We start from the raw sequence: 16,043 nt of genomic DNA, 5'->3' as shown, positions 1-16,043 counted from the left end.
GGTCGCTGGGGCGCCCTCTGGTGCGTAGTGAAATTGGAAGGAGTCCACCGCTTCCCGATAGCCACTTTCGCTCCTCTAAGTGCTTGTTTTTTCGGCTTTCCAGAGCTGCTCCCAGGTACCCATCCGTGGTACAATTCCACAGTTGAAAATCCCACCACTACCGGACCGCCGAACCCGCTTCGGCAGCCCGGTCTTTGGCCGTAAGAAATAACCAGAAAACGGAACCCGAATGGCAGAACTCGCCAAGGAAATCATCCCGGTCAACCTCGAAGACGAGATGCGCAAGAGCTACCTGGATTACGCCATGAGCGTGATCGTGGGACGCGCGCTTCCCGATGTCCGCGATGGCCTGAAACCCGTCCATCGCCGCGTCCTGTTCGCGATGAACGAACTCGGCGCGCACAGCAACAAGGCCCACTTCAAGTCGGCCCGTATCGTTGGCGACGTGATCGGTAAGTACCATCCGCACGGCGACCAGTCGGTGTACGACACCCTGGTGCGCATGGCGCAGCCGTTCTCGCTGCGCTATCTGCTGGTGGACGGGCAGGGCAACTTCGGTTCGGTCGACGGCGACTCCGCCGCGGCCATGCGCTACACCGAGGCGCGCATGTCGCGCCTGACCCACGAACTGATGGCCGATATCGACAAGGAAACCGTCGACTTCCAGCTCAACTACGACGAAAAGGAATTCGAACCGACGGTCATGCCGACCCGGTTCCCGAACCTGCTGGTCAACGGCTCGGCCGGCATCGCCGTGGGCATGGCCACCAACATCCCGCCGCACAACCTCACTGAAGTCATCGACGGCCTGATCGCCTTGATCAACGACCCCGAGATCGACGTCGACGGCCTGATGCAGTACATCCCCGGCCCCGATTTCCCCACCGCCGGCATCATCAACGGCACCAGCGGGATAGTCGCCGGCTACCGCACCGGCCGCGGCCGGGTGCGCATGCGCGCCCGCGCCACCATCGAGGTCAACGACGACACTGGCCGCGAGTCGATCATAGTCACCGAGATTCCGTACCAGGTGAACAAGGCGCGGTTGATCGAAAAGATCGCCGAGCTGGTCAAGGAAAAGAAATTGGAAGGCCTGAGCGAGCTGCGCGACGAGTCCGACAAGGACGGCATGCGCATCTACATGGAGGTCAAACGCGGCGATTCGGCCGACGTGGTCCTCAACAACCTGTACCAGCAGACCCAGATGGAGTCGGTGTTCGGCATCAACATGGTGGCGCTGGTCGACGGCCGTCCGCAGACGCTGAACCTGAAGCAGATGCTGGAGGCGTTCATCCGCCACCGCCGCGAAGTGGTCACCCGCCGCACCATCTTCGAACTGCGCAAGGCGCGCAACCGCGCGCACATCCTCGAAGGCCTGACCGTCGCGCTGGCCAACATCGACGAGATGATCGAGCTGATCAAGACCTCGGCCAATCCGCAGGAAGCGCGCGAGCGCATGCTGGCCAAGACCTGGGAACCGGGTCTGGTCGGCGCCTTGCTGGCGGCGAGCGGTGCCGATACCTCGCGTCCGGAAGACCTGCCCGAAGGCGTAGGCTTCCTCAACGGCACCTACCAGCTGACCGAAGTGCAGGCCACCCAGATCCTGGAAATGCGCCTGCACCGCCTGACCGGTCTGGAGCAGGAAAAGCTGACCGAGGAATACAAGGAGCTGCTGGAAACCATCGCCGGCCTGATCCGCATCCTGGAAAACCCGGACGTGCTGCTGGAGGTGATCCGCACCGAGCTGCTGAACATCAAGGAAGAATTCGGCGACGCACGCCGCAGCGAAATCCGCCACAGCGAAGAAGACCTGGACATCCTGGACCTGATCGCCCCGGAAGACGTGGTGGTGACCCTGTCCCATGCCGGTTACGCCAAGCGCCAGCCGGCCAGCGCCTACCGCGCCCAGCGCCGCGGCGGCCGCGGCCGCAGCGCGGCGGCGACCAAGGAAGAGGATTTCATCGACCAGCTGTGGCTGGTCAACACCCACGACACCCTGCTGACCTTCACCAGCAGTGGTCGGGTGTTCTGGCTGTCGGTGTACCAGCTGCCGGAGGCCGGTTCCAATGCGCGCGGCCGCCCGATCATCAACTGGATTCCGCTGGAAGCCGGAGAGCGGGTGCAAGCGGTGCTGCCGGTGCGCGAATACGACGAAGGCCACTTCGTCCTGTTCGCCACCCAGGACGGCACGGTCAAGAAGACTCCGCTCACCGAATTCGCCTACCGGCTATCGCGCGGCAAGATCGCCATCAACCTGGACGAAGGCGATGCCCTGATCGGCGTGGCCATGACCGACGGCAACCGCGACGTGATGCTGTTCGCCTCCAACGGCAAAGCCGTGCGCTTCGCCGAGAAGGAAGTGCGCAGCACCGGCCGCAACACCACCGGCGTACGCGGCATCCGCCTGGCCAAGGGCGAGCAGGTGCGCAGCCTGATCGTGGTCGAGGGCGACGGCGACATCCTGACCGCCAGCGAGCGCGGCTACGGCAAGCGCACTCCGGTCGAGGACTACCCGCGCAAGGGCCGCGGCACCCAGGGCGTGATCGCTTTGCAAACCACCGCCCGCAACGGCCAGCTGGTCGGCGCGGTGCAGTTGTCCGACCATCACGAAGTGCTGCTGATTTCCGATGGCGGCACCCTGGTGCGTACCCGCGCCGCGGAAATCTCCCAGGTCGGCCGCAACACCCAGGGCGTGACCCTGATCAAGCTGGCCAAGGAAGAAACCCTGCAGGCGGTCGAGCGTTTGGATGCGTCGCTGGACGACGAGGAAGAGAGCGCTGCCGAGGTGGCGTCGCTTGATGGTCCCAGTCCGCAAGCCTGACCAACGTTGCCTCCCCCTTTGAAAAAGGGGGATTGAGGGGGATTTGCTTTTGGCGCCAAGAGCAAATCCCCCGTAGCCCCCTTTTCCAAAGGGGGCAAAGCAAGAGCCGATCGCTGACTTAAGCCATGCGTTTGAGCGAGGGCAGAATCTTGCAATTGTGAGTAGGGTTGACCCCGAACAGGTCAGGTTTGCGTTCTATACTGCCAGTACATCCTAGGCAGGGAAATGCAAATGGAATCGGCATCGCAGAGCAAGGCAAACGCGCGTACCCATCTGGTGCGCGCGTTTTTCGTTTCAGCGTTATTGCTGCTGGCGCTGGGCGCCTGCAAGCGCAACGAAACCGGGCAGCTTCCCGAGCCCAGCGGCGAGCCGATCAAGGCGCAGAAGCAGGAGATCAAGGGCTTCGCGCTGGCCAGCATTTACCCGGACGAACACGACGGCGACCTTTCCATCGCATTGGAATTCAGCCGCCCGTTGGTGGGCTCGCAGAACTTCGACGACCTGCTGGCGGTGACCGACGACAAGGGCGCTGCGGTCAAGGGCAGCTGGGTGCTGGACGAAAAAGGCCTGATCCTGCGCTTCCCTTACGTGGAAGCGGCCAAGGACTATCAGGTCCTGGTACGCGCCGACCTGCTGGCCGCCGACGGCAGCCGTCTGGGCAAGGAGCTGAAAGAGAAAGTCCATACCGGCCAGTTGGATCCTGCAGTGGGCTTCGCCTCGCAAGGCAGCGTGCTGCCGGCGCGCGAAAGCCGTGGCCTGCCGGTGGTGTCGATCAACGTCAAGGAAGTGGACGTGGAGTTCCTGCGCGTCGGCGAGAAGAGCCTGCCCAAGTTCTTTTCCGAGTACCAGCGCGGCGGCCGCCGCGGCAGCTGGGACCTGGACAGCGACTACGGCGACAACACGCCGATCGGAGATCTGGCCGAACCGGTCTACGTCAACCGCTTCGTGCTGGGCGGCAAGCCCAACGAACGCATGCTGACCTACCTGCCCATCCAGGACATCAAGGAGCTGCAGGAACCCGGCCTGTACTTCGCGGTGATGAAGCGCACCGGCAAGTTCTCCGGCGATTTCGAAACCGCCTTCTTCACCGTCAGCGACATCGGCCTGCACGCGCGCGCCTACAAGGACAAGTTGTTCGTGCACACCGCCTCGCTCAACAACGGCGATGCCATCGGCGGGGTGGAGCTGAAGGTCCTGGACCCGCAGGGCGAAGTGTTCCTGAAGGGCGAGACCGACGGCAACGGCAACGTCCTGCTCAACTACAAGCTGGATGCGGGACAGGTGTTGATCGCCAAGCGCGGCAACGACGTGTCCATGCTGCCGTTCAACCAGCCGGCGCTGGACCTGTCCGAGTTCTCGGTGGCGGGCCGTGAAGCCGCCTGGTTCGATGTTTTCGCCTGGTCCGGACGCGATCTCTACCGCCCGGGCGAAACCGTACGCATCAACGCGCTGTTGCGCGACAACGACGGCAAGCCCACCAAGCCGCAACCGGTGTTCCTGCGTTTGAAACAGCCGGACGGCAAGACCTTCCGCGAGACACGCCTGCAGCCTGGGGCGCTGGGTTATTTCAGCTTCGAACAGACCATTCCGGTGGAAGCGCCCACCGGCCGCTGGCAGGTGGAATTCCGCACCGATCCGGCCAGCAAGGAAGCGGTGCAGGGCATGACCCTGCGCATCGAGGAATTCCTGCCCGAGCGCATGAAGCTGGACCTGGAAACGACGCAGGCCGTGCTCAAGCCGGGCGAGCCTTTCAAGATCAAGGCCAAGGCCGCTTATCTGTACGGCGCGCCCGCCGACGGCAACCGCTTCACCGCCAAGCTGGCGATCGCCGTGGAACAACATCCGCTGGAACAGCTGCCCGGTTACTTCTTCGGCGACCCAACATTGCAGTTGCCCAAGGAAGCCAAGGACATCATCGACACCACCTTCAATGCCGAAGGCGTGTACGAAGAAGACATAGCGCTGCCCGCCGAAGCCAAGCCCACCAGCACCATAGCGGCGGTGGTGTCGGGCAGCGTGTACGAAACCGGCGGACGCACCGTCAACCGTACGCTCAAGCGCGTGCTGTGGCCGGCCGCTGCGCTGGTCGGTGTGCGCCCGCTGTTCGACGACAAAGACGGCGCCGATGCCAACAGCAACGCGCGCTTCGAACTGGTGCGGGTGGACGCCGCCGGCAAACCGCAACCAGCCAAGGGCCTGAAGGTCACCCTGGTGCGCGAGCATCGCGACTACCACTGGAACTACGACGAGGACGACGGCTGGGACTACGACTTCACCCAGCGCTTCGAGAACCTGGAGGTGAAGACCCTCGATGTCGGCGCCACCGCGGCCAAGGTCGATTATCCGGTGGAGTGGGGCGGCTACCGGCTGGAAGTGTTCGATCCGGCCACCGGCCTGACCACGCGCTATCCGTTCAATGCCGGCTGGAGCTGGGACGACGAGAACCGCGGCCTGGACGCGCGTCCCGACAAAGTGAAGATCGCGCTGGACAAGACCGGCTACAAGGCCGGCGATACGCTCAAGGTCACCGTCACCCCGCCGCACCCCGGCAAGGGCCTGCTGATGGTCGAGAGCGACCGCCTGCTGTACGTGCAGGAGATCGACGCCAAGCCGGGCAGCACCTTCGAGATTCCGGTGACCAAGGATTGGGAGCGCCATGACGTGTACGTCACTGCGCTGGTGTTCCGCGGCGGTTCGGTGCCCAGCAAGATCACTCCGGCGCGCGCCGTGGGCGTGGCGCATGTGCCTATGGACCGCAGGGCGCGGCGTGTTTCGGTGGGTCTGGTCGCGCCCAAGCAGATGCGGCCCGAGCAGGATATGCCGGTCACCGTCAGCGTACCGGAACTGGCCGGCAAGCAGGCGTTCGTGACGGTGTCGGCGGTGGATGTGGGCATCCTCAACATCACCCGTTTCCCGGTACCCGACGCCAATGCGCAGTTCTTCGCCCAGCGCCGCTTGGGCGTGGACGCGTACGACGTGTACGGCCGCGTGATCGAAAGCTTCGAAGGCGATACCGCCAAGATCCGTTTCGGCGGCGACATGGCGCTGGCGGCGCTGCCGCAGGCCAAGCGCCCGACTTCGCGCGTGCAGACCGTGGACCTGTTCGCCGGGCCGGTGCAACTGGATGCGAAGGGCAATGCGCGGGTCAAATTGAAGGTTCCGGATTTCAACGGCACCTTGCGCGTGTCGGTGCTGGTGTATTCCGACGACCGTTACGGCAACAAGGACCGCGAGACCCTGGTGCGCGCGCCCATCGTGGCCGAAGCCAGCCTGCCGCGCGTGCTGGCGCCGGGCGACAAGAGCACGGTGACCCTGGACGTGCAGAATTTCACCGGCGCGGCAGGCGACTTCAAGGTGCAGGTGGATGGCATCGGGCCGTTGAACATCGCCCAGTCGGCACGCAGCGCCAAGCTGGGCAAGGACGCCAAGACCACGCTGAGCTTCCCCATCGTTGCGGGCGAGGGCTACACGACCGCGCAGGTACGCGTGCGTGTGGACGGGGGCGGTTTCAAAGTGGACCGCAAGTACGACGTGCCGGTGCGCGCCGGCTGGCCCTCGGTGCTGCGTTCGCAGACGCGCGTGCTCGATACGCTGTCGCCGGTGGAACTGGGCAGCGGGTTCGCCGATGGTTTGATGACCGGTTCGGTCACCGCCCGCATGATGGTCAGCGCATTGCCGCCGATTCCGTTCGCAAGCGCGCTGCAAGGCGCGCTTGAATATCCGTACGGCTGCGCCGAGCAGACCACCAGCAAGGGTTATGCAGCGCTGGAACTGGACGAGGCCACCGCCAAGATGCTGGGCGTGAAGGGCCTGGATCCGAAGAAGCGGCGCGAGCGCATGGAAGGCGCGTTCGGGCGGCTGGCTTCGATGCAGGTCTCGACTGGGCACTTCTCCATGTGGGGCGACGACGGTTACGTCAATCCCGGCCTGACCCCGTACATCGTCGAGTTCCTGCTGGATGCGAAGGAGGGCGGATTCGCCGTGCCCGATAGCGTATTGCAGAAAGCGCTCAATCGCCTGAGCGAGGATCTGCTGGCTGGTGGCGCGCAGTTCTACGGCTACGACTCGCGCGACCATCTGAAGTTCGCCAGCCAGGCTTACTCGGGCTACGTGCTGGCACGGGTGAATCGTGCGCCGCTGGGCACGCTGCGCGCGTTGTACGACAACGAGCGCGGCAAGAGCCTCACCGGTTTGCCGTTGGTCCATCTGGGCATCGCGCTGTCGCTGCAGGGCGACAAGAAGCGGGGCGAGAAGGCCATCGCCGATGGTTTCGCCAAGACCGGCGACCGTCCCGGTTACCTGGGCGACTACGGCAGCCGCGTGCGGGACGATGCGCTGATGATCGCGCTGGTGCACGAACGCAAGCTGTCCAAGCCGGCTTACGATGCGCGTTCGGTGGCCTTGGGGCGCGAGTTGGATGCACGCCGCAATTCCGGCTGGATGTACTTGAGCACGCAGGAGCAGGTCGCGCTGGCGCGGCTGGGCAAGGCCTTGATGGCCGACCAGACGAAACTGGTGTCCGGCAGCTACAGCGTAGGCGGCGAAAGCGAAAGCATTGCGCCAACCAAGCTGTTCGGCCGTGCGTTCGACTACGTCACCCTGGCCAAGGGCGTGAAGTTCACGCCGGAAGGCGCGCCGCCGCTGTTCGCCAGCCTGGAAATCGCCGGCATTCCGCGTAGTGCGCCGGCCTTCGACAACAAGCAGATCGGCATCGAGCGCGATTACTACACGACCGACGGCAAGGAGTGGAAGGGCGGCGTCTTGAAGGAAGGCGAGGCGTTGATCGTCCGCGTCAGCATCACCGCCAACGTGAGCATGCCCGACGCCTTGTTCACCGATCTGCTGCCGGCGGGCCTCGAGATCGAGAACTTCAACCTGGGCGACGCCAAGCAGTGGGCGGATGTGGTGGTGGACGGCATCAACATCACCGACCGTTCCAGTTCCGCCGACGTCAAGCACGAGGAGTACCGCGACGACCGCTACGTGGCTGCGCTGAAGCTGGACCGCGGCGACGCGGCCAAGGTGTTCTATCTGGTCCGCGCGGTCACGCCCGGCACCTACAGCGTGCCGCCGCCGCTGGTGGAAGATATGTATCGGCCGGATATCCGCGGGGTGGGCAAGTCGACGCCGGCTTCGATCACGGTGGTTCAGCCGTGACTTGCGGGCTTCCCTTCTCCCTCTGGGAGAAGGTGCCCGAAGGGCGGATGAGGGAGCGGACTATCCGCTCGCGGTAGACATCCGTGACGCGGAATTTCCACTCCCTCATCCGTCGCTTCGCGCCACCTTCTCCCGGAGGGAGAAGGAAAGGCGTGCGACGCCTGCTGTCCTGGCTTCGATGGGGCACCGTCGCCGTGCTGGTGACGGTCCTCGTTCTGGATCTCGCCTTTCCGCTGCCACTTCCCAAGGCCCGCGACACCAGCACGCTGGTGGTAGCGCGCGACGGAACTCCGCTGCGTGCCTTCGCCGACCGCAATGGCGTCTGGCGCTACCCGGCCACTCCCGAAACCGTGTCGCCGCTGTACCTGCAGGCGCTGCTCAACTACGAAGACCGCTGGTTCTGGAAGCATCCCGGCATCAACCCCTGGGCGTTGCTGCGCGCGGGCGGGCAATGGCTTAGTGGCGGACGCATCGTCTCCGGCGGTTCCACCTTGACCATGCAAGTCGCGCGCATCCTCGACCCGCACTCGCGCACGCCCTGGGGCAAGGCCAAGCAACTGCTGCGTGCGCTGCAGCTCGAAGCGCATCTGTCCAAACGGGAAATCCTGCAGTTGTATCTGGAGCGCGCACCGTTCGGCGGCACCATCGAGGGCGTGGAAGCGGCCAGCTGGGCCTATCTGGGCAAACCGGCTTCGCGACTGTCGCAGGCCGAAGCGGCTCTGCTGGCGGTGTTGCCGCAATCGCCCAGCCGCCTGCGCCCGGACCGGCATCCGGAAGCGGCGCGCGCGGCGCGGGACAAAGTGCTCAAGCGCATGGTCGCCTTAGGCGTCTGGTCGCAAGCGGAGGTGGACGATGCCCGCGTCGAATCGGTGGTCGCCCGTTCCCTGAAACCACCGCTCAACGCCGCCTTGCTGGCCGAACGCCTGCATCAGGCCGATCCCAAGGCCGCGCGCATCGTCTCCAGCATCGATCCCGAACTCCAGCGCACACTGGAGGAACGCGTGGCCGCTTATTTCTCCAATCTTCCCGAACGCACTTCGGCGGCCCTGCTGGTGGTCGACAACGCCAGTATGCAGGCGCGCGCCTACGTGGGTTCGGTGACTTTCGGCGACAAACAACGACTGGGCCACGTGGACATGGTGCAGGCCTGGCGCTCGCCCGGTTCCACCTTGAAGCCTTTCCTGTATGGGCTGGCGCTGGACGACGGGCTGATCCATTCGGAAAGCCTGCTGATCGATGCGCCGCAGACTTTCGGCGGCTATCGTCCCGGCAATTTCGATTCGGCGTTCAACGGTCCCATCGGCGCGGCCGAAGCCTTGCGGCTTTCCTTGAATGTGCCCGCGGTGGACTTGCTGGATCGGGTAGGCCCGGCGCGTTTTTCCGCGCGCTTGGCCAATGGCGGGATCGAGCTGAAATATCCGCGTGGCGGCAAACCCAATCTGGCCATGATCCTGGGCGGCACAGGCGCGCGGCTGGAAGACCTGGTGGGCGCGTTCGCCGCATTCAACCGCGAAGGCCTCGCCGGGCGCGTGCGTTATACCGATGCCGACCCGGCGGTGGACCGACGCATGATGTCGCCGGGCGCGGCCTGGATCCTGCGCGAAATACTCGAAGCCAACCCGAGGCCTGGTTATGGGTTGGGTACGTTCGATATCGGTTCGCGTCCGCGCGTAGCGTGGAAGACCGGCACCAGCTACGGTTTCCGCGACGCATGGGCGATCGGCGGCACGCGCCGCTATACGGTCGGCGTGTGGGTAGGGCGCCCGGACGGTACGCCCTTGCCGGGCCAGTACGGCGCGGTCACCGCGCTGCCTTTGATGTTCGAAGTGATCGACAGTCTGCCGCGCGCGCGCAGCGATGGCGTTCCCGTGCCGCCGCCGGCCAACGTGGCGGAAACCGAGATCTGCTGGCCGCTCGGGCTGCCGCCAGAAACCGAAGCGCCGCAACTGTGCCAGCGGCGGATGAAGGCATGGACGCTGGACGGAGCCGTCCCGCCGACTTTCGCCGAGCGCGATGCCAGACTCTGGAGTGCAGGACGCGAGCGCTTCGAGGTGGATGCGAAAACAGGTCTCAGGCTCTCGGGCGAGTGCGCGAAAGCGCATGAGCCGCGTGCGGCGCAGATCGCGCGCTGGCCGGCACTGGCCTCGCCGTGGCTGTCGGCGGAAACGCGCAAGCAATCCCGGTTGCCGGCCCTGTCCCCGGACTGCATCGCCGATGGACGCGAAGCTTCCACGGAACTTCGCATCGAAGGCCTGAACGACCGCGCCACCATCGCCCGTGCGCCCGGCAGTGCGCATGCCGCGAGATTGCAGATACGCGCGCTGGGCAGCGACGCCAAGATCCAATGGCTGCTGGATGGAAAGTGGATAGCGCAGACCCAGGGCGCGCAGTCTTTCCAGCGCGACTATGCGGAGCCCGGCGACCACACCCTGACCGCGCTGGCGGAGAACGGCGCCTGGACGCGGATAGGTTTCCGCGTCCTTTTATGAGGATCGTGTAGGGCCCTGCCCGCGACGCTTTTCATTTCGCCCGATAAAAGCGTCGCGGGCAGGGCCCGCTCCTACAAAACCGGTCAGTCGCCTATCCAGCCGTCGAGCAGGTCCGAGAACTCGTCGGCGTGCTCTTCTTCCTGGGCCAGGATGGATTCCAGGATGCGCTTGGTGGTGGTGTCGCGGTCGCCGATGTAGTTGATCATTTCGCGATAGCTGTCGATGGCGATGCGTTCGGCGATCAGATCCTCCTTGACCATGTCGCGAAGGTTGTGGCCCACCTTGTATTCGGCATGCGCGCGTTTGCTCAGCGTGTCGGGATTCAGATCCGGTTCGCCTCCCAGTTGCACGATGCGTTCGGAGATCTTGTTGGCGTGCTCCTGCTCCTGCTGCGCGTGTTCCAGGAACTCGGCCTTGACCGAGTCGGCCAGCATGCCCGAAGCCATGAAGTAATGGCGGTAGTAGCGCAACACGCAGACCCACTCGGTGGCCAACGCTCCGTTCAGAAGGCGTATCACTTCCTCCTTGTCTGCGCCGTAGGTGCTGGTGACCGCACCGTCCTCGATGTTCCTGCGGGCATTGGCGCGCAGGGTGGCGGTGTCGGTCAAAGGCGACTTGCCGGTAACGGCAGCTTGCCGTGGCTTGGATTTGCTGGCTGGCTTGGACATCGGCTGGCCTTGTGGCGTGGGGGAAGGAATCAGTTCGGCAGGTTTTCCAGTACGTGCTCGGCGGAAGACACCTTGAATTCGCCCGGGGATTCGACCCACAGCTGTTTGACCACGCCGTCTTCGGCGTACAGCGCGTAGCGTTTGGAACGCACGCCCATGCCGTAGCCGCTGGCGTCCATTTCCAGGCCCAGCGCGCGGGTGAAATCGGCGTTGCCATCGGCCAGCATCTGCAAACCTTCGGGCACGTGTTGCGACTGCCCCCAGGCCTGCATAACGAACGGGTCGTTGACCGACACGCAATACACATCTATGCCGCGCTTGCGGAATTGGTCGAAGTGTTCGATGAAGCCGGGCAGGTGGCGTTCGGAGCAGGTGGGCGTGAAGGCGCCGGGCACCGCGAACAGCACCGCGTTGTGGCCTTGGAACAACGTCGGCGTGTCCACCGTTTCAACTCCCTCGCGGATGCGCTTCAGGGTGATTTCGGGGATTGCATCGCCGGTCTGGATGGTCATGGAGACTCCTTGAGAATGAACGAAGGGTAGGCGGTGGAATGGTAAGGCCGTGTCAAAGGTACTTGAAATCGGCTGCTTGACGCCTATTTCCTGTGCATGGCGGCCGAGTGCCGCTCCCTACCGGAAACAGATTCCAGGAGTTACACCATGCATGCCGTTCGTTACCGCCATTGGCCGCGCCAGGTCGCGCGCCAGCAGCAGATCAACCAGTTGTTCGAGCACTTCTTCGACAAGACCGCCGCCAACGGCCCCGCAGAAGCCCAGTGGGTGCCGCGCGTGGACGTGCGCGAGGAAGCGGAACGTTTCGTGATCCTGGCCGATCTGCCGGGCATCTCCGCCGACGCCATCGAGATCCAGATGGACAAGGGCGTGTTGAGCATCAAGGGCGAGCGCGCCAATCCGGCGCTCGGCGAAGGCGAGAAATACTCGCGCACCGAGCGGCGCCAGGGCGCGTTCCACCGCGAGTTCGCCTTGCCGGACAGCGCCGACGCCGAAGGCATCGTCGCCAAGGGCAGCAACGGCGTGCTGGAGATCAGCATTCCCAAGAAGGCCCAACCGGCTCCGCGCCGCATCCAGGTCGGCGAACCGACGGTGCAGTAAGCGGAGCGGGCACGGCATTCGGCGTGTAGCGCCGCCCGTGCCCCGCAGTTAAGTAGAATCGGCTCGCAGTCGCAGGATTGCGGGCCGATTGCTCATGAGGTGAACGATGCAGTTCAAGGATTACTACCAGGTGCTCGGGGTCGAGCCGACTGCCGGCGATGCCGAAATCAAGACCGCCTACCGGCGGTTGGCGCGCAAGTACCACCCCGACGTCAGCAAGGAAGCGGGGGCCGAAGAGAAGTTCAAAGGCGTCAACGAAGCCTATGAGGCGCTGCGCGACCCGCAGAAGCGCCAGGCCTACGACCAGTTGCGTGCGCGGGGTTACCGGCCCGGCGAGGAGTTCCGTCCGCCGCCCGATTTCGGGCGCGGCGGCGCTGGCGGCCCGGGTTTCGATTTCGAAGAGGTATTCGGCAGCGATGGCTCGAACGGCGGCTTCAGCGATTTCTTCGAAGGCCTGTTCGGCCGCCGCGCGCAGCACCCCGGCGCGGGCGCACGCGGGCCGCGTCCTCCCAGCGATACGCGTGCCAAGGTGTCCGTGCCGCTGCAAGCGGTCTACGACGGCGGCAGTGTGCGCCTGGGGCTCAACGGCAAGCAGCTTGATGTGCGCGTGCCCAAGGGCGTGCGCCCCGGACAGGTGATCCGTCTGGCCGGGCAGGGCGACGGTGGCGGCAACCTGCTGCTGGAAGTCGAGTACGCCGCGCACCCGCAGTTCGAGGTGGACGGACGCAACATCATCTATGTACTGCCGGTGGCTCCCTGGCAGGCCGCGCTCGGCGCCACGGTCAGCGTGTCCACCCTGGGCGGCCCGGTGGAGCTGAAGATTCCTCCCGACTCCGAAGCCGGGCGCAAGCTGCGGCTACGCGGGCGCGGATTGCCGGGCACGCCCACCGGCGACCAGATCGTGGAATTGGAAATCACCGCGCCGCGCGCAGTGAACGAGCGTCAGCGCACCGTCTACCGGATGCTGGCCAATGCGTTCGAGGAAAAAGAAAACGACGGGTGAGCCCCGTCGTTTTCGTGGATATTCCGATCGCTTGCGTCAGGCCGCGGTGGACGGCGGCATTTCGCTGGTGCTGAAGATGCGCTCGATGACTTCGGCCAGCTCGTCTTCCGAGAACGGCTTGGTCAGGTAGGCCTTGGCGCCCTGGCGCAGTCCCCACATGCGGTCGGTGTCCTGGTCCTTGGTGGTGACCAGGATGACCGGGATGTGCCGGGTGGTGGCTTCGCGGCTCAAAGTGCGCGTGGCCTGGAAGCCGTTGAGGTTGGGCATGACCACGTCCATCAGCACCATGTCCGGAAGTTCGCGCTTGGCGACTTCGACGCCCGCAGCGCCGTCTTCGGCGGTGAGTGATTCGTGGCCAAGTTTTTCGACGATCCGCTGGATGCCCAGCAGCTGGGAAGGCGAATCGTCGACGATCAGAATGCGCGCCATGCTTTACCCCAAGTAGTCCCCAGCGCCGATTGTAGTGCGACTTTGCGTCAACGGAAAATGGGGTAGGCGCCGGGCTGGCGCGACCGGGCTGGCGTTCAGCCTGTTTTGACCAGGGTGCGGCCGAACGACCGGCCCGAAAGCATGCCGTTGAACACCTCGGGAAGGCCGTCCAGCGCCGTTTCCCGCTTGCAGATGGCCTCCAGGCGCTTCGGTTTCCAGTCGTCGGCCAGATGCCGCCAGATATCGTCGCGTATGCCGCGGGCGGTTCCCGCCGAGGCCACACCCAGCAAAGAGACGCCGCGGATGATGAATGGCATGACCGTGGTGGGCAGTTCCTGGCTGGCCACCAGGCCAGCGGAAGCCACGTTGCCGTAAGGAGCCGTCTGCGCCAGCAGGCTGGTGAGCATGCCGCCGCCCACGTTGTCCAGGCCGCCGCCGAAGCGCACCGATTCCATCGGGCGGGTGGTAGCCAGCGCGTCGCGTCCCAGCACCTGGACGGCGCCCAGCGACTTCAGGTAGTCCGCCTGGTCGGCCTTGCCGCTGATGGCATGCACCTCGAAACCGGCGCTGGAGAAGATATCGACCGCCAGCGAACCCACGCCGCCCGTGGCGCCGGTGACGGCCAGCGGCCCCAGGCCGGGCGTCTGCCGGTTGTCGAGCATGCGGTAGAGCGCGAGCGCTGCAGTGAAGCCGGCCGTACCCAGGATCATGCTCTCGCGCAGGCTCAGGCCGGTGGGCAGGGGAATCACCCACTTCGACTCCAGCCGCGCATAGGCGGCGTAACCGCCGTCCCGGGTTTCGCTCAATCCGGAGCCGGTGACCAGCACTGCGTCGCCTTCCTTGAAAGCAGGATCGGTGCTGGCAACCACGTGGCCGGCGACATCGATGCCGCCCACCAGTGGGAACTTGCGCAGGATCTTGCCTTTGCCGGTGCCGGCCAGGGCATCCTTGAAGTTGACCGAGGAGTATTCGGTTTTGATGACCACTTCGCCGGGATTGAGGTCATCCAGCGAAATGGATTCGATGCCGGCGCGGTAGCCGTCGGCGTCGTCGTGGATGCGGAAGGCGGGGAACTGATTCGGGATGGTCATGACAATGAACTTCTCCAGTCGGCATCCCGGCGAACGCTGGGATCCATTTTGATCTTGTTCCAGGGCCGAATCAGAGTATTCCGGAATAACGATCCAGCCACTCCGGATTCGACTTCTCCACCAACTCGATTTTCCAAAGCCGCTTCCAGGCCTTGATCGCCTTCTCGCGCAGGATTGCAGATTCCATGGTCCCGTGCACCTCGTACCAGACCAAAGTATGTATCCGATACTTTTTGGTGAATCCGTCCACCTGATTGTTCTTGTGCTGCCAGATGCGGGCGGGGAGGTTGGATGTAACACCTACATATAAAGTGTGCCCCGCCTTGAGCTGGCGAGGATATAGACGCAAGGGATGCGCTCTCGTTGCATTTGGCTTTCCTTAGCCCGGATTTGCACGAAATAATGAATCGTCATTCCAGCGTAAGCTGGAATCCATCTTGATCTTCGCAAATTACGCCGGCGCGCGCCAAATGGGGATGGCGCGAAAGTCAAAATGGATCCCAGCTTTCGCTGGGATGACGTCGATGAGGATTACGAAATGACTAAAAAGGACAGCTGACCAGCTCTCAGCGATCTCCCTAATGGGCGGAGTCACCGCAACGCCATCCGCCGCTTCTCATCGATCCACTTAGAAGCCTGCGCCGGCTGGTAATCGCGCATCCATTGCAGCATCGCGGCGATATCTTCGCCGTGCCACAGATCCTGCCGTTGGTCCGCGTGCAGGAAGCGCTCTTCCACCATCCGGTCGATCATGCCGATCAGCGGCGCGTAGAAGCCGTCCACGTCCAGGAAGGCGCAGGGTTTGTTGCCTATGCCCAGCTGGCGCCAGGTCAGCATCTCGAAGATCTCTTCCATGGTGCCGAAGCCGCCGGGCAGGGTGACGAAGCCGTCGGCCAGGTCGAACATGCGCGCCTTGCGCTCGTGCATGGAGCCGACGATTTCCAGTTCGGTCAGGCCGCGGTGCGCCACTTCCCAATCGGCCAGTTGCTTCGGAATCACGCCGGTCACTTGGCCACCGGCTTCCAGCACGGCATTGGCGACCACGCCCATCAAGCCGACATTGCCGCCGCCGTAGATCAGGCGAAGCCCTTCCTTGGCGATACGGTCGCCCAGCGCCGCTGCACGCTCGGAATAGACGGTCTTGCTGCCGGCGTTTGAGCCGCAATAGACGCAAATCGATTTCATGGTTGCTCTTGCTTCCTTCTCCCGCCGGGAGAAGAGCTTGCCCCGTACTTGATACGGGGTGGCGCGCGGCGCCGGATGAGGGAGGCGG

Annotated in this window: 11 protein-coding genes and 1 pseudogene; 5 read left to right on the top strand and 7 right to left on the bottom strand. The window is 64.4% G+C overall.

Annotation, left to right across the window (positions count from 1 at the left end):
• Positions 1–229 precede the first annotated feature (229 nt).
• From gyrA to pbpC, 3 genes are all read left to right on the top strand, one after another.
• Positions 230–2,821 carry a DNA gyrase subunit A gene (gene gyrA, locus CSC73_RS03190; protein WP_163838968.1) on the top strand — a complete coding sequence of 864 codons (2,592 nt, stop codon included), beginning with the start codon at positions 230–232 and terminating at the stop codon, positions 2,819–2,821.
• Between the two features lie 231 nt (positions 2,822–3,052).
• Positions 3,053–7,978 carry an alpha-2-macroglobulin family protein gene (locus CSC73_RS03185; protein ID WP_163838967.1) on the top strand — a complete coding sequence of 1,642 codons (4,926 nt, stop codon included), beginning with the start codon at positions 3,053–3,055 and terminating at the stop codon, positions 7,976–7,978.
• 107 nt (positions 7,979–8,085) lie between these two features.
• The gene (gene pbpC / locus CSC73_RS03180; RefSeq protein WP_163839071.1) at positions 8,086–10,467 is read left to right on the top strand and encodes a penicillin-binding protein 1C; all 2,382 of its coding nucleotides are present in this window, start codon (positions 8,086–8,088) and stop codon (positions 10,465–10,467) included.
• Between the two features lie 83 nt (positions 10,468–10,550).
• Here pbpC and CSC73_RS03175 read toward each other — a convergent pair whose 3' ends face one another.
• Positions 10,551–11,135, bottom strand: coding sequence for a ferritin-like domain-containing protein (locus tag CSC73_RS03175; RefSeq protein ID WP_163838966.1), 585 nt, complete (start codon positions 11,133–11,135; stop codon positions 10,551–10,553).
• A 29-nt stretch (positions 11,136–11,164) separates the two neighbouring features.
• Positions 11,165–11,647, bottom strand: a complete 483-nt coding sequence (locus tag CSC73_RS03170) for a peroxiredoxin (RefSeq protein WP_163838965.1) — start codon at positions 11,645–11,647, stop codon at positions 11,165–11,167.
• Positions 11,648–11,794: 147 nt separating this feature from the next.
• On the opposite strand from CSC73_RS03170, the gene CSC73_RS03165 reads away from it, so the two are divergent.
• Positions 11,795–12,247, top strand: coding sequence for an Hsp20/alpha crystallin family protein (locus CSC73_RS03165; RefSeq protein WP_163838964.1), 453 nt, complete (start codon positions 11,795–11,797; stop codon positions 12,245–12,247).
• A gap of 106 nt (positions 12,248–12,353) precedes the next feature.
• A complete protein-coding gene (locus tag CSC73_RS03160; RefSeq protein ID WP_163838963.1) occupies positions 12,354–13,250 on the top strand; it encodes a DnaJ C-terminal domain-containing protein in 897 nt (298 codons plus the stop codon).
• A gap of 36 nt (positions 13,251–13,286) precedes the next feature.
• Here CSC73_RS03160 and pilH read toward each other — a convergent pair whose 3' ends face one another.
• From pilH to CSC73_RS03140, 5 genes and pseudogenes are all read right to left on the bottom strand, one after another.
• Positions 13,287–13,679, bottom strand: a complete 393-nt coding sequence (gene pilH, locus CSC73_RS03155) for a twitching motility response regulator PilH (protein ID WP_093280002.1) — start codon at positions 13,677–13,679, stop codon at positions 13,287–13,289.
• Between the two features lie 95 nt (positions 13,680–13,774).
• Positions 13,775–14,770: an acrylyl-CoA reductase family protein gene (locus CSC73_RS03150; protein WP_163838962.1), complete on the bottom strand. Its 996-nt coding sequence runs from the start codon at positions 14,768–14,770 to the stop codon at positions 13,775–13,777.
• A gap of 70 nt (positions 14,771–14,840) precedes the next feature.
• On the bottom strand, positions 14,841–14,957 hold the full coding sequence (locus tag CSC73_RS18715; RefSeq protein ID WP_484573218.1) for a GIY-YIG nuclease family protein: 117 nt from the start codon (positions 14,955–14,957) through the stop codon (positions 14,841–14,843).
• A 3-nt stretch (positions 14,958–14,960) separates the two neighbouring features.
• Positions 14,961–15,119 (bottom strand): annotated as a pseudogene (locus CSC73_RS18430) (GIY-YIG nuclease family protein); the annotation flags it as partial.
• 242 nt (positions 15,120–15,361) lie between these two features.
• Positions 15,362–15,955 carry an LOG family protein gene (locus CSC73_RS03140; protein WP_163838961.1) on the bottom strand — a complete coding sequence of 198 codons (594 nt, stop codon included), beginning with the start codon at positions 15,953–15,955 and terminating at the stop codon, positions 15,362–15,364.
• Positions 15,956–16,043: the final 88 nt, after the last annotated feature.

It is taken from the genome of Pseudoxanthomonas sacheonensis (assembly GCF_010093305.1).
Classification (GTDB): domain Bacteria; phylum Pseudomonadota; class Gammaproteobacteria; order Xanthomonadales; family Xanthomonadaceae; genus Pseudoxanthomonas_A; species Pseudoxanthomonas_A sacheonensis.
Note: the sequence above shows the minus strand (reverse complement) of the source record. Positions and strands in the feature narration are given on the sequence as shown.